This window comes from Curtobacterium sp. ME-Dv--P-122a, from assembly GCF_030209645.1.
Lineage (GTDB): Bacteria > Actinomycetota > Actinomycetes > Actinomycetales > Microbacteriaceae > Curtobacterium > Curtobacterium flaccumfaciens.
In genome coordinates, this window is record NZ_JARVRO010000010.1 from 1 (window position 1) to 20638 (window position 20638).

Below are 20638 nucleotides of genomic sequence, written 5' to 3' on the forward strand. Positions count from 1 at the left end.
ACGGCCGTGCCGGGAGGGACGGTGCCAGCTGGCACCGGGCCTCCCGTCCGTCTCGGCGCGCGTGCTCGGACCGCACTCGCCTCACGGGGTCAGCGACACCTCACGGGATCGCTGGCGCGTGAGCTGTCGCTCAGCGCGTGGGCTCGGCGGCGGGGCGGGCTGGCACGAGCTTGAGGCCCACGACGCATCCGACGATGCCGGCGATGAACAGCAGGCGCAGCACGGTGACGGGCTCTGCGCCGGTGGCCATGCCCCACAGCACGGTGAGGGCGGCGCCGGTACCGGTCCACACCGCGTACGCCGTGCTGATCGGGATGTGCTTCAGGACGTAGCCGAAGGCAACGAGGCTGATCACGATCGTGACGGCGAACACGATCGTCGGGCGGAGCTCGGTGAAACCGTCGCTCTCGCCGAGGGCGGTCGCCCAGACGGTCTCGAGCGCGGCGCTGACGAACAGGACGATCCAGGCCACGTCAGCTCACCACCTTGAGGCCGATGACGCACGCCACCAGGCCGAAGACCAGGGCGAGGCGGGCGAAGGACGCGGCCTCCTGTCGGCGGAGGATCGCGACGACCACGGTCAGGGATGCCCCGATGCCGACCCAGACGGCGTAGGCGGTGCCGACCGGGATGCTCTTCATCGCGAACGCCAGCCCCACCATGCTCAGGGCCATCCCGGCGACGAACACGATCGTGGGGACGACCTTCTTGAAGCCGTTCGAGGCGCTGAGGGCGGTGGCCCAGACGGCCTCGAGCACGCCGCTGAGCACGAGGATTGCCCATGCCATGACGATGTCCTTTCCTGCGGGAGTCGTTCGTTCTCGTTCTCGTTGTCGTACGACTGTGCGACAACGACCTCGACGGTAGCACGAGTTCGTACGACTGTGCGAGTATGGCGTCGTGGCCAGGAGCATGGACGTCGACGAACGGCGCCGCACCGTGTCCGAGGCGGCGTGCCGGGTCCTCGTGCGCGACGGGCTCGGAGCGTTGAGCGTGCGGAACGTCGCCGCCGAGGCCGGACTGCCGCCGAGCACGGTCCGCTACACGTTCCCGACCCAGGCGAGCGTCCGCGAGCACACCATCACGCTCGTGTTCGACCGGATCCGCGAGCGCATCGACGCCATCCCCGACGACCTCACGCCCGCCCGACGCGCACGCCGGATCGTGCTCGAGCTGCTGCCCCTCGACGAGGAGCGGGTCGTCGAGCTCGAGGTCTACCTGGCGCTCGGCAACGCCGCGCTCACCGACGTCGGGCTCCGGCCGACGCTCGACCGGACCGTCGCGGCGATGCGGACGTGGTGCGAGGAGGTCCTCCGGTTGCTCGGGGTACCGGCGGACGACCGGGAGTACGAGGCCTGCCGGCTCCACGCGCTCCTGGACGGACTCGCGATGCAGGTCGTCCGGCTGGCTCCGGGGGAGTCCGGCGACTGGGCGATCGACGTGCTCGACCGACACCTGGACGGCGTCACCGCGGGTTGAGCCGCCCCGTGCGCAGCCCCGGGCAGGAGGCGTCACCTATCCTGTCCCGGTGACGACGACCACGCGGCCGCCGCAGCGCACCCGGAGCCTCACCGGCCCCGGCCTGGTGCTGCTCGCCGTCGTCGTCCTGCTGGGCATCCGGCTGTTCTCACCGAGCATCGGGTCGACCGGGCTGCCGGACGTCGTGCAGGACTTCCTCACACTGGCGATCAGCGTCGTCGTCGAGTCCCTGCCGTTCGTGGTGCTCGGCATCGTGCTGTCGATCGTCGTCGAGGTCTGGGTGCCGGTCGGCGCGCTCGAGAAGGTCCTGCCGCAGAACGCCTTCGGCCGTCGGGCGGTGATCTCCCTGATCGGCATGCTGTTCCCGGTGTGCGAGTGCGGCAACGTGCCCCTCGCCCGCGGCCTGATGATGCGCGGGTTCACGCCGGCCGAGGCCGTCACGTTCCTGGTCGCGGCCCCGATCCTCAACCCGCTCGTCATCATCAGCACCGCGCAGGCGTTCGGCTGGTCCGGGTGGATCCTGCCGGTGCGCATCGTCGGCGGGTTCGTCATCGCGAACCTCGTCGGCTGGATCGTCGCCGCGCACCGCCGTCCGGCCGACCTGCTGCTCCCCGCCTTCGAGGCCCGGTGCCGTGCGGCCGTCGGGGCGCCCCGCGGCCTGCACCGCTGGCGGCAGAGCGCCGCGCAGTTCGGCGGCGAGACGGCGACGATGATGCCGGCGCTGTTCGTCGGTGCCGGGCTCGCCGCGGCGATCCAGGTCGCGGTGCCCCGCTCGACCCTGGTGGCCGTCGGCTCGAACCCGGTGCTGTCCGTCGCGGCGATGATGCTGCTGGCGATGACGGTGTCGCTCTGCTCGAACGTCGACGCCTTCTTCGCGCTGTCCTTCGCGTCGACGTTCCTGCCCGGGTCGATCACGGCCTTCCTGATCATCGGGCCGATCATCGACGTCAAGATGATCGCCCTGCTGCGCACGACGTTCCGGGGCCGCTTCCTGGTGCTGCTGTCCGTCGTGTGCGTCCTGTTCGCCGGCGCCGTGGGATTGGTGATGAATGTCCTCGTCTGATGCACGTAGCAACGCGGCCGCGTACCTGGGTCTCGGGTCGGTGCTGGCCGCGGCCCTCTGCACGCTGTGGCTCGCGCTGGTCGGGCACCTCGACCTGTACATCAACCCGCGCTACTCGGTGTTCACGGTCGTGCTCGCCGCCGTCGGGGTGCCCGCGTCGATCGCCGGACTGGTGGCCACCGCCCGCGGGTACGGTCACACGCACGGCGACGACGTCGACGAGCACGACGCCGACGCCGACGCCCACGAGCCGGGCCCCGGCCCCGGCCGAGGCCGCCGTCGCGCCGTCCGCCTCGCCCTCGGCGGAGCCGCCGCCGTCGTCACGATCGGCGTCACCGTCGCGATGCTCGTCCTGCCCCCGACGACCCTGTCCGCCCGCACCGCCCAGCAGCGGAGCGTGGACTCCGCGACCCTGTCCAACGCCACCGGCTCGGAGTCCGCGGTGCAGCTGCTCGGGAGCGAGGGCGTCGACACCTCGGAGTACGGCGTCAAGGACTGGGCCGCGCTGATCCGGCAGACCACGGACACCACGGCCCTGGTCGGCAAGCAGGTCGAACTGACGGGCTTCGTGGTGCCGGGCGACGACGGGTCCTTCACCCTCACCCGCTTCGTGATCAGCTGCTGCGCCGTGGACGCACAACCGGTCGGCCTCGGCGTCGTGACCGGCGACGGCGCCGGTGCCGGGACCGTCCCCGACGAGGGGCAGTGGGTCACCGTCCGCGGAGCCCTGGCCGCCAACCCGGACCAGTCCGCCGACGCCCGCATCGTCGTGAAGGCCGCGAAGATCACCGACATCGCGCAGCCCGAGGACCCGTATGAGTTCTGAGCGTCGCGGAGACCAGCCACGCGAAGGCCAGCGCCGCGGAGACCAGCGCCGCGAGCGCCGCCCCGTCGCACACCGCTTCCACCGCCGGTACGTCGCCGTCGTGGTGGTCCTCGCCGTGGTCGCCGCGCTCGCCGCGGTCGTCGGCTCGCAGCAGGGCCCGCGGCTCCGCGACGTGTCCTACGACGCGACCGGTCTCGTCACCCGTCCGGCCCAGCGGGTGATCCTGACCGCGAACCAGGCGCTGCAGAAGGTCGCCGCCGCGGACGTCCGGGTCAGCCCGGCTGCGGCGCACACCGTGACCTCGAGCGGCAACACGATCGCGGTCGAGTTCGCCGGACCCCTGGCGTACGACCGCGAGTACACCGTGACGGTCGCGGGCGTGCGGGCACCCGGGCAGCGTGCCACGTCCGACCTGACGGCGGCGATCCGCACCGGCAGCACCGACGTGCTCGCACTCGTCCCCGGGCAGGCCGGGGCGAAGGACCGCATCGTCCGGCGATCCCTCGACGCGGGCGGCGCCACCACGGTCTACGAGGGCACCGCGATCTCCGAGTACGCCCGGCTCGGCCGCTCCCTGGTCGTCGTGAGCGGCACTGACGCGAGCTCGTCCGTGGACATCGTGGCGCTGAGCGGTGGCGTGCAGGACGCCGACGCCCCCGTCGAACACCTCACCCTGCCGACCGCCGAGGGTCGCGTCACGGCGCTCCACGTCGCCGACGACGGTGCTTCGTTCGGGTTCGAGTACGCCGACACCTCGACCGGGCAGTCCCGGAACACCGGCCTGTACGTGGTCGACATGACGGGTACGCACATGCCCACGGCGATCGCGGCGAACGGCAAGCCGAAGACGGGCGCCGTGCCGATGACGGTCGGGCAGTGGGCCTACGTGCCGCGGACCGAGAGCGCGTTGGTCCGGACGGGCAGCGACGACCTGGTGCTCGTCGACATGAGCGGGCGTGCCGACCCGGTCCGGCTCGGCAGCGCCACCTACCTGCACGGCTTCGTCGGCACCGGCACCACCGCCGTCGTCGAGACGGGCACCGGGATCGAGCGGCTGGACCTGACCGACGGGTCGAAGTCGGCGCTGCAGGCGCCCGCCGCGAGCACCGATGCGGCCGTCCTCGGCCGCATCGCCCAGCTGTCCGACGACACGTACCTGCGGGTGCTGGGGGACGTGCGGTCGGACGGCACCATCGCGGCACGGATCGTGCGTGTGGACGGGGGACGGGCCTCCCGGCTGCCCGTGACGATCCCCGACGACGCGAGCGTCACCGCGGTCTGCCCGTCCCCGAACAGCCAGTTCGTCGCGGTCGCGACGAAGTCGGCGGCCGGCGAGCTCGTGAGCATCGTAGACGCGGCCTCCGGCGCGCTCGAGGCGAGCATCGACGCGGGCTCCGTCGACTGGTGCGGCGCGCTGCCGTCCGGGGACGAGGTCGGCTGACGGCACCGAGACGACAGACGGGAGGCCCGTTGCCAGCCGGCAACGGGCCTCCCGTCTGTCAGGTGGTGACGACTACGCCAGCGTGGCCGCGTCGATCACGAAGCGGTAGCGGACGTCCGAGGACAGCACGCGCTCGTAGGCCTCGTTGATCTGGTCGGCGCTGATGAGCTCGGTCTCCGGGAGGATCCCGTGCTCGGCGCAGAAGTCGAGCATCTCCTGGGTCTCCTGGATGCCGCCGATGGCGGAACCCGCCCAGCTGAGCCGACGCGGGATGAGCGCGAAGGCCGGCACCTCGAGCGGCTCGGACGGAGCGCCCACGTTGACGAGCGTGCCGTCGACCTTGAGCAGGCCGAGGTAGGCGCCCATCGGGATCTTCGCCGAGACGGTGTTGATGATGAGCTCGAAGGAGTTCGCGAGCTTCTCGAACGTCTCCGGGTCCTTCGTCGCGTAGTGGGCCTTCGCGCCGTAGCGGAGCGAGTCCTCCTGCTTCGAGGTGGTCTGCGACAGGACGGTGACCTCGGCGCCGAGCGCGACGGCGATCTTGACGGCCATGTGGCCGAGCCCGCCCATGCCGACGACGGCGACCTTCGTGCCGGGGCCGGCCTTCCAGTGGTGGAGCGGCGAGTAGGTGGTGATGCCGGCGCAGAGCAGCGGCGCGACCTTCTCGATGTCGAGCGACTCGGGGACACGGAGGACGAAGTCCTCGTTCACCACGACGGCCTGCGAGTAGCCGCCCTGGGTGATCGAGCCGTCGGCCGGGTCGACGCTGGCGTACGTGCCGATGTTGCCCTTGAGGCAGTACTGCTCCTGGCCGGCGACGCAGTTCTCGCACTCGCCGCACGAGTTCACCATGCAGCCGACGCCGACGCGGTCGCCGACCTTGTGCTTGGTGACGTTCTCGCCGACCTCGGTGACGTGGCCGACGATCTCGTGGCCGACGACCTGCGGGTACTGGATGGGGCCCCACTCACCGCGGACGGTGTGGATGTCCGAGTGGCAGATGCCGGCGTAGGCGATGTCGATCGCGACGTCGTCCGGGCCGACGTCCCGACGGGTGATGGTGGTCTTGACGAGCGGCTCGGTCGCTGACGGTGCCGCGTACGCGTTGACGGTGCGCAATGATCTCCTCGTGGGGGTGGTGCGTTGCGGGCCGGTTCCGGCCCGGAACCAGTCTGCGCGCAGCCGCGGCCGTGTGGGAGGTACAACCAGGACACCCCTGTGCCCGCGGACGGGCGCGTCGCGTCGTTCTGCTCGCTCAGGCGAGCCGGGCCAGCCGCCGCCCGGCGATCGTGGCGAAGCGCAGCGGGTCGGCGAGGGCGTCGTCGGGTTCGCCGGTGGTCTGCGTCGCGAGCACGGTGAGCGACGCGGCGGCCGCGTAGTCGTGGAGCGGGGCCTCGATCGCGCCGGCGACCAGCATCGAGCGGGCTCCGGGAGCATGCGCTGCGGTCAGGTCGCGGACCACCGAGGGCACCTTGCCGACGGCGCTCTGCCCGTCGAAGCACCCTTCGCCGCTGATCACCACATCGGCGCCGTCGAGCAGCGCCGGCAGCCCGAGGACCTCGGCGACGGCCGCGGCCCCACCGGCGAGCGTGGCGCCCCACACCAGCAGGCCGAACCCGACACCGCCGGCGGCTCCTGCGCCCGGGGTGTCCGGGTCGACGTCGGGGAAGCGCGCGGCCCAGGCGGAGAGTCGGTCGTCGAAGGACGCCACACGGTCGGGCGTGATGCCCTTCTGCGGGCCGAAGACGGCGGCGGCACCGGTCGGACCGAGCAGCGGAGAGGTGACGTCGGTGAGCACGGTGACGCCGAGCGGGGGGAGCGCCCGGAGGCCGTCGGTGCCGGCTCCTTCGCTGTCGAGTCCGAGCGCCTCGAGCACCGGACGCCCGCCGTCGGTGGACGCGCTGCCCCCGATGCCGAGCACGAGCCCCGTGGCACCGGTGTCGAGCGCGGCGGCGATCGCCTCGCCGAACCCGCGGCTCGTCGCCGTGTCCGGCATCGGTGCGTCGAGCAGGGGGAGGCCGCTCGTCGCCGCGAGCTCCACCACCGCGCGGCCGTCGGGCAGCCGGAGCCAGTGGGTGTCGACCGGTGTCCCGGCCGGCCCGGTCACGGTGACGGGGACCCGGACGGCTCCGGGGACCGCGGACTCGAAGGCGTCGAGCGTGCCCTCGCCGCCGTCGGCCATCGGGACGAGCACCACGTCGTCGTCGGGGCGTTCGGTCAGCCAGCCGGCACGAACGGCCGCAGCGATCGACGCCGCCGTCGCGGTGCCCTTGAACGAGTCCGGAGCCACGATGATGCGCACGGATCCCACCGTAGCGGCCGGTCGCCAGACGCCGGCGTGCGGCGAACCGGTTGGTGCGTCAGGACGCGGGCACCGGCTCCGGCAGGGCGAAACGCGGGTGCGGCACGCCGCCCGTGGCGAGGTCCGCGAGCATCTCGCCGAGCAGTGGCGCGAACTTGAAGCCGTGCCCGGAGAACCCCGTCGCCACCGTGAGGGGCCCGACCCGGTCGATGACGAAGTCCTCGTCGGGGGAGTTGTCGTACAGACAGCTGATGAACGTCGGTTTCGTCGCGTCGACCCCCGGCACGTACCGCGCGACGTACGCCTGCAGTCGCTCGGCCTCGGCCGGCACGGGAGTGAAGTCCCGGTGGTCCGGGTCGACGACCGGCCCGGTGCCGTGGAACCCGACCTTGACGCCCTCGCCCGGCGTCAGCAGCCCGTACACGTCGTCGCCGTCGGCCCAGTGCACGAAGCTCGGCCAGGCCGCGTCCGGCAGGTGGCTGGGGAAGTGGGCCGGCTGCTCCTGGGTGACGCGGATGGCCGGGAGGCCCGCCCCGCGTCCGGCGAGCAGCCCGCCGACCAGCGTGGGGGCCCACGAGCCCACCGCGGCCACCACGGACGCGGTACGGACCGCGCTGCCGTCGGACAGCGTCACGGTGACGTCGTCACCGTGGTCCTCGAGCCCGGTGACCCGCGTGTCGAACCGCAGGTCGACGAGACCGGTCCGTTCGGCGAGCGTGAGGAACACCTCGATCGTCCGCTCGGAGCGGATGCGTCCGGCCGACGCGTGGGTCAGCACGTGCCCCTCGAACGCGATGCCGGGCCAACGTGCTGCCGCCTGCTCCGGAGTGAGTGACTCGTGGGGGATGTCCGCGTCGGCGAGGGCCGCGGCGATCGCGTCGACGACCTCGGGCCGACCGTGGTCGACGGCACCCGTGCGGACGACGAGCTCCTCGCCGGCGGCGGCCTCGAGCGCTTCCCACAGCGCCAGTGCGCGGGTGGTCAGCGCGACGTACTCCGGGTCGGCGTAGCCCTGCCGGAAGATCCGGGTCGCACCGTGCGAGGAACCGAGGTGGTGGCCGCGAGCGTGCTGTTCCACGAGCAGGACGCGCTCGCCGCGGGCGGTGAGGGCGTACGCGGTCGCGGCGCCGACGACCCCGGCACCGATGACGACCACGGGTGCGGTGTGTTCGGGGGAACCGGAGGAGGAGGACATGCGGCGAGCGTACGTCCGACGGAGCGAGTGACGGGAATCGAACCCGCGCTACCAGCTTGGGAAGCTGGAGTTCTACCATTGAACTACACTCGCGCGCCCCGCAGAACGGGACTCGGCAAGCCTAGCGGATTCTCGCCTGGAAGCCAGCCGACCGCGCACCGTACGCCGTCTCGCGGGCGCGTGTCGCGCCTCCCGAGTCTCCGCTGTGAGGGTGGGCGCCTGACGGACAGGTGTCGCCCCCGTGTGTACCGTCCAGGGAGTTCCAGCCCCGAACCGAGGAGGACCCGGATGGTCAGGCATCCCCTCATCGACGACGTGGTCGGCTCGGCGATCGTGGTCGAGTCCGCATCGCCCGTCGTGTGGCTGACCGACGCGCTCGCCTCGCTGCTCCGTCGGTCGGCGGACGCCGGACGCACGGTCGTGCTCCGCACCGGCCGGGCCGCGGCGATCACCCCGGCGCTCCGGCACGCGCTCGGCGCGTACGGCGCCGCGTGGGCGGTGTCCGACTTCGACGGCACTCTGCGTGACGGCCGGACCGGCGTCGCCGCCTCCGACATCGAGGACTTCGTGCACCGCGGCCCCGAACTCGTGGGCACCCCGTCGCCCGAGCACCCCGTCTCGGCCGACTCGGTGCGACAGATCAGCATCGACCTGACCCTCCGCCACCATCCCGGCCGTGCGGTCGACATGGGCTCCGCGATCGAGGCGCTGTGCCACACGGTCGGCACCTGCCCGACCCGGTGGGGCACCGCCGAACCGCTCACCGTGCCGTGGGACCGCTGGGTCGTCACGCAGTACGCGAAGCACGAGGCGCCCGGCATCTCGACCTCGTACGCCATCGGTGAGGGGTTCTCGGCGACGATGACCGCGCACCTGGTCGGCGGGGTCGTCGTCGAGACGATGTCCGCCGTGCTCACCGTGCCCGAGGAGAACACCGACCCGGGCCTGGCGAACCGGATGTTCGACGCCGTGCAGCGGGTCGCCGACCAGGTCGTCCCCGTGTTCGGCGTCGTCATGCAGCGCCGCGGCGACGCCGACCACCTGGTGCGGGCCGTCTCGCACGGCGAACCGTCGCCGCTCGCCGTCGTCGTGGGCCCCGAGGCCGCCGGCTTCCTGGACCGCGACGGCGTCTGGCCGCCACCGCGCACCACCACCGCGACCTTCGCAGCCGGCTCCGGCTCGGCCGCCCGTCCGGATGCCGACGCGGCTGACGACGGCGGCATGATCGTCCGCTTCGAGGACGGCTGGGAAGCGCTCGAGTCGTTCCTCGACCGCATCGACGAGGACCGCTTCCTGCAGCTGGTCGGCGGCGCACCGCTCGACCCCGCGCACGACGAGGGCACGCTCGATGGCCACGTCCGCGACGACCGGATGGTGGGCGGTCAGGGTGCCGCGTGACGTCACCATCCTCTGCCGCCAGCCGGTGGAGACGCGCGAGGTGGCGGAGGCGCTCCTGCTGCACGACGAGACCTGGGGCGTCCGGGCGCTCGACGACGGCCCGATGATGCAGGTCTGCCGGGACGCCACGCACCCGGTGATCACCGTGCTCGGCGTGCGCCGGGTGGACTCCTTCGACGAGGTCGAGCGGATCCTGCCGGACGCCCCGACCCTGGCGACGCCGCTGTGGTGGGTCGACACCGTGACCCCCGCCGGCCCCGACGGGGAATCGGGGATCTCGGCCGCGCTCGAGGCCGCGATGGACCTCGACGCGGTCTGCATCGTCCACGGGGACTGACCGGGGCAACGCCCGCCGTGTGACCGGTGCTGCGGGTCAGTCCCGCTTGCTCATCGCCGCCAGGCGCTCGTTGTAGGCCTTCAGGTCGGCGTCACCGTCGCGGTCGGCCTTGCGGTCGAGGCGCTTCGCGTCGCGCTTGTCCGAGCGCATCCAGTTCCGGACGACGAGCAGGGCCACGAAGACCATCGGGAGCTCCGAAGCGCCCCAGGCGATGCCGCCGCCGGTGTGCTGGTCGTCGAGCAGTGCGGCGTCGTTGGTCTGGCCCAGCGCGTGGAACCAGTCGATCGCGAACACCGACTGCGACGTCATGACCGCGACGCCGAAGAACGCGTGGAACGCCAGGGTGGCCAGCAGGGTGATGATGAGCATCGGGTACGGCGGGCGCTGCGGCCCCGGGTCGACGCCGACGAAGACCCAGAAGAACAGGTAGCCGCTCAGGACGAAGTGGATGATCATCGCGACGTGCCACTCGTGCGACTGCATCGCGGCCTGGTACGCCGGCGTGAAGTAGAACACCACGAGCGACCCGGCGAAGATGATCCCGGCGACGGCGGGCTTGCCGAGGAACTGCATCCAGCGGGAGTGCACGAAGAGCATGAGCCACTCGCGGGCGCCGCGTGAGCCGTCGTTCCGGACCGGCAGGGTGCGGAGCGCGAGCAGCACCGGGCCGCCGAGCACGAGCGGCAGCGGGACGAACATCATCAGCAGCATGTGCTGGAGCATGTGCGACGAGAAGTGGATCATGCCGTAGACGGCAGGGCCGGCCGACGTGGTCCAGATGAACAGGGCGCAGCCGATCAGCCAGGCGATGGTGCGGCCGACGGGCCAGGCGTCGCCGCGCTTCCGGAGCTTGCGTACCGCCAGCAGGTACCAGACGGCCCCGACGACGGCCAGACCGAGCCACACCCAGTCGATGTGCCACTGGGTCAGGTACGTCTGCGTGGTCTGCGCCGGCGGGAACGGGAACCCGATCAGGCCGGAGCGGGTGTCCTCGCCCGTCGCCGGGGTCTGCGGGATCGGCGGCTGCGAGCGGGACACGGCAACCGAGACGCCGATGGCCACGGCCATGAACACGATCTCGGCCAGGGCGAACCGGGTGAACAGGCGGCGGTCGAGCGGCGCGCGGAGGAGCCCGGGCACGAGCTTCCGGCGCTGCACGATCCCCGCGACGCCGAGCAGCACGAGGATGAGCGCCTTGACGGTGATGAGCCAGCCGTACGTCGTCGTGAACAGGTCGAGCGGGCCGGTCAGGCGCAGCGACGCGTTGACGATGCCGGAGAACGCCACGGCCCCGAACGACCAGCCGGCGAGCGTCGAGTACCGGGCGATCACGCGTCCGGTCGCACCCTTGGTGCGGGTGCGGAGCAGGACCACGGCGACCAGGCCACCGGCCCACACGCACACCCCGACCAGGTGGATCGCGAGCGAGTTCACCGCGTTCGCGTGCTCGAGCGACCCCGCGGCGTGGCCGGACAGCGCCAGGGGGAGCAGGGCGAACAGGCCGATCACGGTGGCGAACGCCAGGGTCGTCACCCGCGTGGCGAAGGCGGCGACCACCGTGGCGACGAGGATCGCGGCGGCCGAGACCACGAGCGCCTGGCCGATCTCGACCTGGAACGCGAAGAGCATGAAGTTGCGGGCGAACACCGGGCTGGTGAGCGGGACACCGAGGGTGTTCGCACCGGTCAGGACGATGCTCACCGCGGCAGCCAGGAACCAGACGGCGCCGGTCGCAGCAGCCCAACGGGTCGCACGGTGCTGCACGCTGGACAGGGCGCCGTGGTCCTTCTTCTGCGCGGGCAGCGCGAACGCCGCGACGATGAGGAGCCCGATGGTCAGCGCCGCCATCGTGTCGTGCACGACCCGGGCGATCGGCAGGCCGTACTCGACGACGTCTCCGGCGGAGACCAGCTGCTGACTCGCGCTGAAGGCACCGGTGATCGTCAGCCCGAGGATCGAGCACGCGACGGCCAGCGGGATCGCGATGACGAGGACCGTCGCGACGGTGGACGAACGCCCGGTGGTGGGGGCGGCGTCCGGCGCTGACCCCGTGGGCTGGGTTTCGGGTGACGTGACGGTCATGACCGTCCAATCGTAGGCGTGTCGGCTGGACGGCGGCCCCTCGGATGCGCGCTCAGACCCGCCGTTCCCAGATGCCCTCGCAGCCGACGCCGACGAACCCGACGGCCTCGTTCACGTCGAGCATGTGGCGGTTCTCCTCCGCGTTGAACGTGATGACCGAGGGGCGCCCCGGGAACCGCCGCTCGAGCTCCTGGATCCCGACGACCTTGAGCAGCCAGCCGAGCCGGTGGCCGCGGTGCTCGCGGAGCACCAGGGTGTCCCACTGCTGTGCCGGTCGTGCGGGGTCGTCCGGCACGGACAGCTGCGTGAAACCGGCCAGGGTGGTCGTGGGTAGGTGCTCGACGGCCACGGTGAGCAGGGCGCGCGGTGCCCGGGCGAGCTCGTCCTCGTGCTCCCGGAGTCGTTCGGCGGTCCAGACGTCCTCGGGCTCCTCCATGTCCCCGGCGGGCGCGTCGGTGCTCATCCGGGTCTCGAGCACGGCGATGCCGTCGAGCCACTGCTCCGGCGTCCGACCGGTCCAGGCGTGTACGCGGTACTCCGGCCCGGCTGCAGCAGACGCCCGCTCGTGCAGTCCGCGCACCACGGATGCGTCGGCGGGCAGCGGGAGCCGGCTGATCCGGTTCACCTGGCCGAAGTGCCAGCCGCGGGCGGTCAGGAACCGCACCCCGGCCTCGTCCTCCGGGACGGCGCCGAACCCCGTCGGGGCCTGCACGTACCCGGGCCCGGACGCGGGCCCGACCTGCCGCGAGACGGCGTACGTCTTCCACTGCGTGCGGCCGTCGGCGCGGGCCATCGACTCCAGGAGGTCGGCGAGCAGCGTCCCGACACCGCGGCGCTGGTGCTCGGGGACGACGCCGACCGACAGCCAGCAGTTGGTGGTGCCGGGCTCCTGCTTCGTGTCGTACGAGCCCGCACCGACCACGGTGCCGCGGTCGTCGCGGGCGACGACGAGCCGGCTCGGGGCACCCGGTTCGCGGCACAGCGGCAGGTACTCCTCCGGCGTCCAGGCCAACTCGTGCAGCCCGTGCACGGCGGCTTCGGCGCCGTCGGACACCGCGAGCCACTCGGCGAAGGTCGCGACGGTCGCCGGGTCGTCGTCCATCGAGGCGGGCACCGTGATCTCGTCGACGGTGTACGTGGTCATCACTGCTCCGAACGCCGCCCGCCCGGGTGGTGGGCAGCCTGGCAGCATACCGGCGCGACGCCCGCTGCCGCTAGGCTTCGTCCGTGCTGCTCTCCGACCGCGACATCACCGCCCAGCTCGCCGAAGGCCGGATCGGCCTCGACCCGTACGACGCCTCGCTCGTGCAGCCGTCGAGCATCGACGTCCGGCTCGACAAGTTCTTCCGGCTGTTCGACAACCACAAGTACCCGCACATCGACCCCGCGGTGGACCAGCCCGACCTGACCCGCCTGGTCGAGACCGACCCGGACGAGGCGTTCGTGCTGCACCCGGGCGAGTTCGTCCTCGGTTCCACGTTCGAGGTCGTGACGCTGCCCGACGACATCGCCGCTCGGCTCGAGGGCAAGAGCTCGCTCGGCCGCCTCGGCCTCCTGACCCACTCGACCGCGGGCTTCATCGACCCCGGGTTCTCCGGGCACGTGACGCTCGAGCTGTCGAACGTCGCGACCCTGCCCATCAAGCTCTGGCCGGGGATGAAGATCGGACAGCTGTGCTTCTTCCAGCTGTCGAGCCCGGCCGAGAAGCCCTACGGTTCCGCCGAGTACCAGTCCCGCTACCAGGGTCAGCGTGGCCCGACCGCGTCGCGCTCGGCGCAGAACTTCCACCGCGCGGACGTCTCCGACCCCCGCTGAGCGTGCGCCGATCCGGCGGCGGACGAAATGTTGGATGCTGTGTATCGTTGCAGCATGTCCGCTGTTCCCCCACGGTCCGCCCCGCCACTGTCGGCCGCGGTGCTCATCCGCGACGCCCGTGAACGCGCCGAACTGACCCAGGTCCAGCTCGCCCAGCGCGCGGGCGTCACGCAGAGCGTCATCAGCACGTACGAGAACGGTCGGCGCGAACCGTCGCTCGCAGCCCTGCAGCGGATGCTCCGCGCGGCGGGCTTCACGACGACGATCGACCTGCAGCCGGTCGAGGAACCCCCGCCGCTCCTCGAGCGCGTGGTCGCGGCCCGGCAGGACCTCATCGAGATCGTGCAGCGGTTCGGCGGGCGGAACCCCCGCATCTTCGGCAGCGTCGCCCGGGGTGAGGACGGCCCGGACAGTGACGTCGACCTGATGGTCGACGTCGACGCGGGGCTCGGCATCTTCGCGCTGATGCGCATCCAGGACGCCGCCGAACGGTTGCTCGGAGTCCGCGTCGACGTCGTCGACGCCGCGGGCATGCGCCCCGGGGTCGTCCGGACCGCGGTGCCGCTGTGAGCGGGCAGCCCGGCATCCGCCGTGCCGTGGCCGACCGCCTCGACGACGTCATCCGGGCGTGCGAGGCGATCCGGCGCTACATCGACGACGAGCGGGTGCCCGAGGACCTGGTGCACGACGCGGTCCGGATGCGTCTGGTCGAGATCGGTGAGGCGGTCCGGGTGCTCCCCGCCGGGGTCACCGCGAGCGAGCCCGGCATCCCGTGGTCGCGCGTGTCCGACCTGGGGGAGCGGCTGACCCGGCGGTACTTCGACACGACGCGTGCGCTGGTGTTCGGCACCGCCCGCACCGACGTCCCGCACCTCGCCGACGCCGCGCGCCGGTTGCGCGCTGCCCATCTTTGAAAGGGGACTCCGCACCCAGCGCAGCCGGGTGAATGGTCAGGGACCTTTCTGCATTTGCTGTTGCCAACGTATGTCTTGATCACGAAAGAACTGCGCGTAACACGGATCCACGACATCAGCATCTTCGGCGGCGAAAGAATACTCGATGCCTGAATCGTCTCGTCCGCCTGTGATCAGTTCCACTCCTCCACGGTGGACGCATGCTCGGAAAGACCTAAACGCTGCGTCGTACTGACGCAGCGTTATGGAGCCCTCTGTGGGCGGTGAGATTAACTGCGTGCTATCGGTATCCGAAGCCCCGCTTTCTCGGGCACCTGCGCAGGCGGTGGCCCCCATCACAATGACGAGGGCCACCGCGACCGTGGCGAATGCGCGTCTCACTGCGAGAAGATCGGCTTCTGGCCCGCGACGCCAGCGACGTAGTAGTGGTCGGCCTGGAAGACCGGGTAGCCGGGATTGGCTTGCTTGATGGTCAGCACGTAGTTGCCGCTGATCTTCCACTTCGTGATGTAGGCCTTGCCCCCCGTTGCGGTGTAGTGCTGACGAACCGCCACCTTGAGTGCGTCCTTACACCCGGTGGCGTTCGTGTCTGCTCCGCCACGTGTGGAGGAATGTCCGACGACCGAACCGCCTGGACATGTCTGAGCGGCAACACCGACGGCCTGAGCCGGAAGGCTTACTGACCCCACCAAGGCAGCTGCTGCGACGAGCACCGCGGTTGCTTTCAACGAAAACTTCATAAAGATCCCCTTTGATCCTGAGGCGCTGAGTTCAGCGCCGTACGAAATCTATGACTACGCTTAACGTGGCGCTAGTCGAACATTTTGCGGACTCGCTCCGTACCCTGCTGCCTGCATATCAGCCGAAACACAGCGCCTGTCTCTGAGGTTGCACTCACCTAGACGATTGATCACCTGAGTTGCTCGTCTTGGCCCCCGCCCGCTGTCGGAACGTCGGGGTGCGTCCGTAGTGATCTGGTGATCGAATTGGGATGAACAGGACGGCCCCGTCTCGCCGAGGCGAGACGGGGCCGTCCGTGGTGCTGGGGAGATCAGCCCTTCTTGGCGAGCTCCTCGAGGGTGTCGTTGCCCTTGTAGGCCTCGACGGCGTTGTCCTTGGTGACGAGGACCGGTGCGAGCTCGATCGCGGGGACCGTCTTCACACCGTTGTAGTTGTTCGTCTTGTCCATCTTGGTCTCGGGCTTGTCGCCCTTCGACAGGGTGGAGACGAGGTCGACGGCAGCCTGGGCTTCCTTCGTGGTGTCCTTGAAGATCGTCGAGTACTGCGTGCCCTGCATGATGAGCGGGATCGACGCGGTCTCCGAGTCCTGCCCGGTCACGACGGGGTTGTCCTTGCCGGCGGCCTTGGTCGCGGTGAGGATCGCACGGGCGAGCGTGTCGTTCGGCGACAGGACGCCGTCGAGCTCGGTGTCCCCCGTGTAGTACTGCGCGAGCAGGTCGGTCATGCGCGACTGGGCCTTCTGTGCGAGCCAGCCCTGCGTGACAACCTTCTGGAACGTGGTCTGACCGGAGACGACCTTGATGGTGCCGTCGTCGATCTTCGGCTGCAGGACGTCCATCGCACCGTTGAAGAACACGGTGGCGTTGGCGTCGTCCGGCGAACCGGCGAAGAGCTCGACGTTGTACGGCTTGTCGCCCTTCTTCTCCTCGAGGCCCTTGAGCAGCGCCTCGGCCTGGAGCTGACCGACCTTGAAGTTGTTGAACGCCACGTAGTAGTCGACGTTCTTCGTGTTCAGGATGTTGCGGTCCCAGGCGATGACGACAGCACCAGAAGCCTTGGCCGACTTGACCTGCGCGGTCAGCTGCGAACCATCGGCCGCGCCGATGATGACGGCCTTGGCGCCCTTGGTGATCATGGTCGCGATCTGACCCTGCTGGTCCGGGACGGGGCCGTCTGCCTTCGCGTACTGGATGTCGGCCTTGAATCCGGCTTCCTCGATCGACTTCTTGAACGCCGCACCGGCGAGGACCCAGTTCTGCGAGGTCTTGGCCGGCAGGGCGACGCCGATGAGGTCGCCCTTCTTGATGGTGCTGGTGCTGCCGGCGTCGTCGGACGAGCCGCGTGCCGAGCAACCGCTGAGGGCGAGGCCCGCGATGAGCGCCAGGCTGAGGCCGGCGACGATCTTCTTGCGCATGTGATTGCTTTCTCTTCGTTGAGGAGGTGTGGGGCCGGGGCCCCGGTGTGGGGAGTTGGGACTAGGGGAGGGTGATCTTGTCGGGCTGGTCCTCGATGGACCGCGGCTGCTGGGCGGACACCGTGTTCTCCTCGGTGTCCTTCCGCTGGAACTGCCGCATCATGCCCCCGATGAGGGACGGGCGACCCTGCGACTTCGAGTAGACGTCGAAGGCGACCGCGACGAGCAGGACCAGACCGCGGATGATCTGCACCTTGTTGGACTCGAGGCCCATCAGCTGCAGGCCGTTCGACAGCAGCGCCATCACGAGACCACCGATGATCGATCCGGAGATCGTGCCGACACCACCGGCGACCGCTGCACCACCGACGAAGACGGCGGCGATAGCGTCGAGCTCCCAACCGGTGCCGTCCGCGGGGCCAGAGGCGCCGGAGTAGGCGACGAAGACCATGCCGGCGATCGCGGCGAGGACCGACATGTTCATCATGACGAAGAAGTTGACCTTCTTCGCGGAGACACCCGACAGGACCGCGGCGTTGGCGTTGCCACCGACGGCGTAGACCTGGCGACCGAAGATCGTGTTCTTCGTGACGAAGCCGTAGACGATGGTCAGGACACCGAGGATGATCGCGACGACCGGGACCGAGGTGCCGACCGGGCCGGCGCCGAACAGGTACGTGGCGACGAGCGTGACGGCCACCAGGATACCGGTGCGGACGATCGAGACCCACAGCGGCGGGACCTCGGCTTGCATCTTCTTGCGGCGGCCACGGCCACGGGCCTCGATGATGATGAGCGCGAGGATCGTGGCTAGACCGATGAGCAGGGTGCCGTTGCTGAAGCCGAAGTCGGGGCCGAAGTCGCCGAGGAAGCCGGCGCCGATCGGGATGTAGTCGTTCGGGACCGGAACGGACGTCGAGTTGCCGATGATCTGGTTCACACCGCGGAAGATGAGCTGACCGGCCAGCGTCACGATGAAGGCCGGGACCTTCACGAACGCGACCCAGAAGCCCTGCCAGGCACCGATCGCGGCACCGCAGGCCAGGCCCAGGAGGATCGCTGCCCACACCGGGAAGTCCCACACGGCCATGGACTGCGCCACGACGATGCCGACGACCGCTGCGACCGAACCGACCGACAGGTCGATGTGCCCCGCGATGATGACCATGACCATGCCGAGCGCCAGGATCAGGATGTAGGAGTACTGCAGGAACAGGTTGATGACGTTGGTCGGCTCGAGGATGAGCCCGTTCGTGGTGATCGAGAAGAAGATCAGCAGCACGATGAGGGCGATGATCATGCCGTACTGGCCGATGCTGTTGCCCTTGCCGAAGAGCAGTTTCAGGTTGTTCATGAGGCGGTGGCGCCCTTCCGCGCGGAGGTCATGCTGCGCATGAGCGATTCGGGATCGGCCTGGTCGGCCGGGAGGTCAGCGGTGATCTGGCCCTCGAAGATGGTGTAGATCCGGTCGGAGAGACCGAGGAGTTCGGGGAGCTCGGACGAGATGAGGATGATGCCCTTCCCCTCGGCCGCGAGCTGCTGGATGATCCCGTAGATCTCGAACTTGGCACCCACGTCGATACCGCGGGTGGGCTCGTCGAGGATCAGGATGTCCGGGTCGGTGAACATCCACTTGGACAGGACGACCTTCTGCTGGTTGCCACCAGAGAGCTTGCCGACGTTGTCCTCGACGCTCGGCACCTTGGTGCGGAGCATCTTGCGGTACTTCTCGGCGACCGAGTACTCCTCGAGCGAGTCGACGACACCGGCCTTCGAGATCTTCTTCAGGTCGGCGGCGACCGTCGAGCGCTTCACGGTGTCGAGCAGGTTCAGGCCGAGCGCCTTGCGGTCCTCGGAGACGTAGCCGATGCCGTTCTCGATCGCCTGCTGGACGTTCGTGACCTTGATCTCGCGGCCGTCCTTGATGATCTGGCCGTCGAGCCAGGTGCCGTAGGAGCGACCGAACAGGCTCATCGCCAGCTCGGTGCGTCCGGCGCCCATCAGGCCGGCGAAGCCGACGATCTCGCCCTTGCGGACGTGGAAGTTCGATGCCTTGCAGACCAGACGCGACGGGTCGATCGGGTGCTGCACCGTCCAGTTGCGGACCTCGAAGAAGGTCTCGCCGATCTTCGGGGTGCGGTCCGGGAAGCGCGACTCGAGCGAGCGGCCCACCATGCCGCGGATGATGCGGTCCTCGTTGACGCCGTCCGCCTTGACGTTGAGCGTCTCGATGGCCTTGCCGTCGCGGATGATCGTGATCTCGTCCGCGATCTGCTCGATCTCGTTGAGCTTGTGGCTGATGATGATGCTCGCGATGCCCTTGGCCTTCAGCCCGACGATCAGGTCGAGCAGGTGCTGCGAGTCGTTCTCGTTGAGCGCGGCGGTCGGCTCGTCGAGGATCAGGAGCTTGACGTCCTTGTGCAGGGCCTTCGCGATCTCGACGAGCTGCTGCTTGCCGACACCGATGTTCTTGATCTGCGTGTCCGGGTCGTCGGCCAGGCCGACGCGGGCGAGCAGGTCCTGCGCACGGAGCTGTGCGGCGGTCCAGTTGATGACGCCACCGCGGCTCGGCTCGTTGCCCAGGAACAGGTTCTCGGTGATCGAGAGCTCCGGGACGAGCGCCAGCTCCTGGTGGATGATGACGATGCCGGCCTGCTCGGACTGCTTGATGTTCGAGAAGCGGACTTCCTCGCCCTCGTAGACGATCTCGCCGCTGTAGGTGCCGTACGGGTAGACGCCCGACAGGACCTTCATCAGGGTCGACTTGCCGGCGCCGTTCTCGCCGCAGATCGCGTGGATCTCGCCGGCGCGGACGCTGAGGGAGACGTCGGCCAGCGCCTTCACACCAGGGAACTCCTTGGTGATCGAGCGCATCTCGAGGATCGTCTCGGGTGCGGTGATCGACCGGGTCTCGAGGCCGGTGTCGATCGGGGTTGACGCCACAGTGCATCTCCTTCTGCCGCTTCGGTGCGGCAGTGTGTTCGGGTGGTTCTGCTGCGGCAGCGAAAGCACAGGGGGCCTGTGTGGACTTCGTTGTCGCGTCCGGATCCGGCTCGGTGTGACGCTCATGTGAACGGTCACATCGGCTGGACGGAGGCAATTTACGCACAGCCTCGGTGTGGCTGTCAATTCGGATTGGTCGCGTTTTCGTAACGGCGTGCGTGATCCGGAGGGAACGTCCCCCGGGTTGGGGTCAGGGGGCTCGGGAGCGCGCGTTTCGTTGCGCGAATCCGCATGCGCGGCCGGGAGGCCCGTGGCGGGCCCGCCACGAGCCTCCCGGCCGCTTCGTGGTCGCGTGCGGAGCCGCGCTCGCCTCGTCGGAGCGAGCGTGCCTGGCGCTTCCGGGCGTCCCTGGTCGGAAGTTCGTGGCAGGTATGCCCGTTTGTGGCAGGTACTGCGGGGCGGCCGGGTGGTTCCGGGCGTACCGAGACCTTTCGGGCGTCCCTGGTCGGAAGTTCGTGGCAGGTACTCCGGGGTGGCCGGGTGGTTCCGGGCGTACCGGGTCGTTTCGGGCGTCCCTGGTCGGAAGTTCGTGGCAGGTATGCCCGTTTGTGGCAGGTACTCCGGGGCGGCAGCGTGGTTCCGGGCGTACCGGGTCGTTTCGGGCGTACCTGGTCGGAAGTTCGTGGCA

At 70.1% G+C, this 20638-nt stretch carries 20 protein-coding genes and 1 tRNA gene; 9 read left to right on the forward strand and 12 right to left on the reverse strand.

Annotated elements, in window-relative coordinates:
• Positions 1-130: 130 nt before the first annotated feature.
• Both QRN49_RS11460 and QRN49_RS11465 read right to left on the reverse strand, forming a co-directional pair.
• Positions 131-472 carry a DMT family transporter gene (locus QRN49_RS11460; RefSeq protein ID WP_284755893.1) on the reverse strand — a complete coding sequence of 114 codons (342 nt, stop codon included), beginning with the start codon at positions 470-472 and terminating at the stop codon, positions 131-133.
• 1 nt (position 473) lies between these two features.
• Positions 474-788 (reverse strand): DMT family transporter, encoded by a 315-nt coding sequence (locus QRN49_RS11465; RefSeq protein ID WP_027464946.1) that lies wholly within the window; start codon positions 786-788, stop codon positions 474-476.
• 112 nt (positions 789-900) lie between these two features.
• On the opposite strand from QRN49_RS11465, the gene QRN49_RS11470 reads away from it, so the two are divergent.
• The 4 genes from QRN49_RS11470 to QRN49_RS11485 are packed head-to-tail and all read left to right on the forward strand — an operon-like array spanning position 901 to position 4809.
• The gene (locus QRN49_RS11470) at positions 901-1479 is read left to right on the forward strand and encodes a TetR/AcrR family transcriptional regulator (RefSeq protein ID WP_258320885.1); all 579 of its coding nucleotides are present in this window, start codon (positions 901-903) and stop codon (positions 1477-1479) included.
• 49 nt (positions 1480-1528) lie between these two features.
• Positions 1529-2542 carry a permease gene (locus tag QRN49_RS11475; RefSeq protein WP_284755900.1) on the forward strand — a complete coding sequence of 338 codons (1014 nt, stop codon included), beginning with the start codon at positions 1529-1531 and terminating at the stop codon, positions 2540-2542.
• On the forward strand, positions 2529-3368 hold the full coding sequence (locus QRN49_RS11480; protein WP_284755901.1) for a TIGR03943 family putative permease subunit: 840 nt from the start codon (positions 2529-2531) through the stop codon (positions 3366-3368). Before QRN49_RS11475 ends, QRN49_RS11480 begins: the two co-directional genes overlap by 14 nt.
• Positions 3358-4809, forward strand: a complete 1452-nt coding sequence (locus QRN49_RS11485) for a hypothetical protein (RefSeq protein WP_284755903.1) — start codon at positions 3358-3360, stop codon at positions 4807-4809. Before QRN49_RS11480 ends, QRN49_RS11485 begins: the two co-directional genes overlap by 11 nt.
• Before the next feature lie 72 nt (positions 4810-4881).
• On the opposite strand, the gene QRN49_RS11490 is transcribed toward QRN49_RS11485, so the two are convergent.
• From QRN49_RS11490 to QRN49_RS11505, 4 genes are all read right to left on the reverse strand, one after another.
• On the reverse strand, positions 4882-5928 hold the full coding sequence (locus QRN49_RS11490) for an NAD(P)-dependent alcohol dehydrogenase (RefSeq protein WP_260688158.1): 1047 nt from the start codon (positions 5926-5928) through the stop codon (positions 4882-4884).
• 136 nt (positions 5929-6064) lie between these two features.
• Positions 6065-7111: a glycerate kinase gene (locus tag QRN49_RS11495; protein ID WP_284755906.1), complete on the reverse strand. Its 1047-nt coding sequence runs from the start codon at positions 7109-7111 to the stop codon at positions 6065-6067.
• A 58-nt stretch (positions 7112-7169) separates the two neighbouring features.
• Positions 7170-8306 carry an FAD-dependent oxidoreductase gene (locus QRN49_RS11500; RefSeq protein WP_284755908.1) on the reverse strand — a complete coding sequence of 379 codons (1137 nt, stop codon included), beginning with the start codon at positions 8304-8306 and terminating at the stop codon, positions 7170-7172.
• A 22-nt stretch (positions 8307-8328) separates the two neighbouring features.
• Positions 8329-8399: transfer RNA gene (locus QRN49_RS11505), tRNA-Gly, on the reverse strand.
• Positions 8400-8594: 195 nt separating this feature from the next.
• On the opposite strand from QRN49_RS11505, the gene QRN49_RS11510 reads away from it, so the two are divergent.
• Entirely contained in the window at positions 8595-9704 is a 1110-nt protein-coding gene (locus QRN49_RS11510) for a DUF6177 family protein (protein ID WP_209049763.1), read from the forward strand.
• A complete protein-coding gene (locus tag QRN49_RS11515; protein WP_284755910.1) occupies positions 9655-10041 on the forward strand; it encodes a hypothetical protein in 387 nt (128 codons plus the stop codon). The genes QRN49_RS11510 and QRN49_RS11515 overlap by 50 nt, the downstream gene beginning before the upstream one ends.
• Before the next feature lie 36 nt (positions 10042-10077).
• Here QRN49_RS11515 and QRN49_RS11520 read toward each other — a convergent pair whose 3' ends face one another.
• Entirely contained in the window at positions 10078-12123 is a 2046-nt protein-coding gene (locus tag QRN49_RS11520) for a bifunctional copper resistance protein CopD/cytochrome c oxidase assembly protein (protein WP_111224761.1), read from the reverse strand.
• Positions 12124-12175: 52 nt separating this feature from the next.
• The gene (locus QRN49_RS11525; protein WP_213201611.1) at positions 12176-13267 is read right to left on the reverse strand and encodes a GNAT family N-acetyltransferase; all 1092 of its coding nucleotides are present in this window, start codon (positions 13265-13267) and stop codon (positions 12176-12178) included.
• 83 nt (positions 13268-13350) lie between these two features.
• Between QRN49_RS11525 and dcd the strand changes: the two genes are divergently transcribed.
• The 3 genes from dcd to QRN49_RS11540 are packed head-to-tail and all read left to right on the forward strand — an operon-like array spanning position 13351 to position 14852.
• Positions 13351-13938 carry a dCTP deaminase gene (gene dcd / locus QRN49_RS11530; RefSeq protein ID WP_027464935.1) on the forward strand — a complete coding sequence of 196 codons (588 nt, stop codon included), beginning with the start codon at positions 13351-13353 and terminating at the stop codon, positions 13936-13938.
• Positions 13939-13992: 54 nt separating this feature from the next.
• Positions 13993-14508 (forward strand): helix-turn-helix domain-containing protein, encoded by a 516-nt coding sequence (locus QRN49_RS11535; protein ID WP_110864943.1) that lies wholly within the window; start codon positions 13993-13995, stop codon positions 14506-14508.
• Positions 14505-14852, forward strand: a complete 348-nt coding sequence (locus tag QRN49_RS11540) for a HepT-like ribonuclease domain-containing protein (protein ID WP_259588457.1) — start codon at positions 14505-14507, stop codon at positions 14850-14852. The genes QRN49_RS11535 and QRN49_RS11540 overlap by 4 nt, the downstream gene beginning before the upstream one ends.
• 377 nt (positions 14853-15229) lie before the next feature.
• Here QRN49_RS11540 and QRN49_RS11545 read toward each other — a convergent pair whose 3' ends face one another.
• From QRN49_RS11545 to mmsA, 4 genes are all read right to left on the reverse strand, one after another.
• Complete coding sequence (locus QRN49_RS11545) at positions 15230-15592, reverse strand: hypothetical protein (RefSeq protein WP_284755917.1); 363 nt, start codon at positions 15590-15592, stop codon at positions 15230-15232.
• 311 nt (positions 15593-15903) lie between these two features.
• Entirely contained in the window at positions 15904-17007 is a 1104-nt protein-coding gene (locus QRN49_RS11550) for a substrate-binding domain-containing protein (protein WP_284755919.1), read from the reverse strand.
• Between the two features lie 61 nt (positions 17008-17068).
• The gene (locus tag QRN49_RS11555) at positions 17069-18361 is read right to left on the reverse strand and encodes an ABC transporter permease subunit (RefSeq protein WP_284755921.1); all 1293 of its coding nucleotides are present in this window, start codon (positions 18359-18361) and stop codon (positions 17069-17071) included.
• Entirely contained in the window at positions 18358-19881 is a 1524-nt protein-coding gene (gene mmsA, locus QRN49_RS11560) for a multiple monosaccharide ABC transporter ATP-binding protein (protein WP_111029829.1), read from the reverse strand. The genes QRN49_RS11555 and mmsA overlap by 4 nt, the downstream gene beginning before the upstream one ends.
• Between the last annotated feature and the right edge of the window lie 757 nt (positions 19882-20638).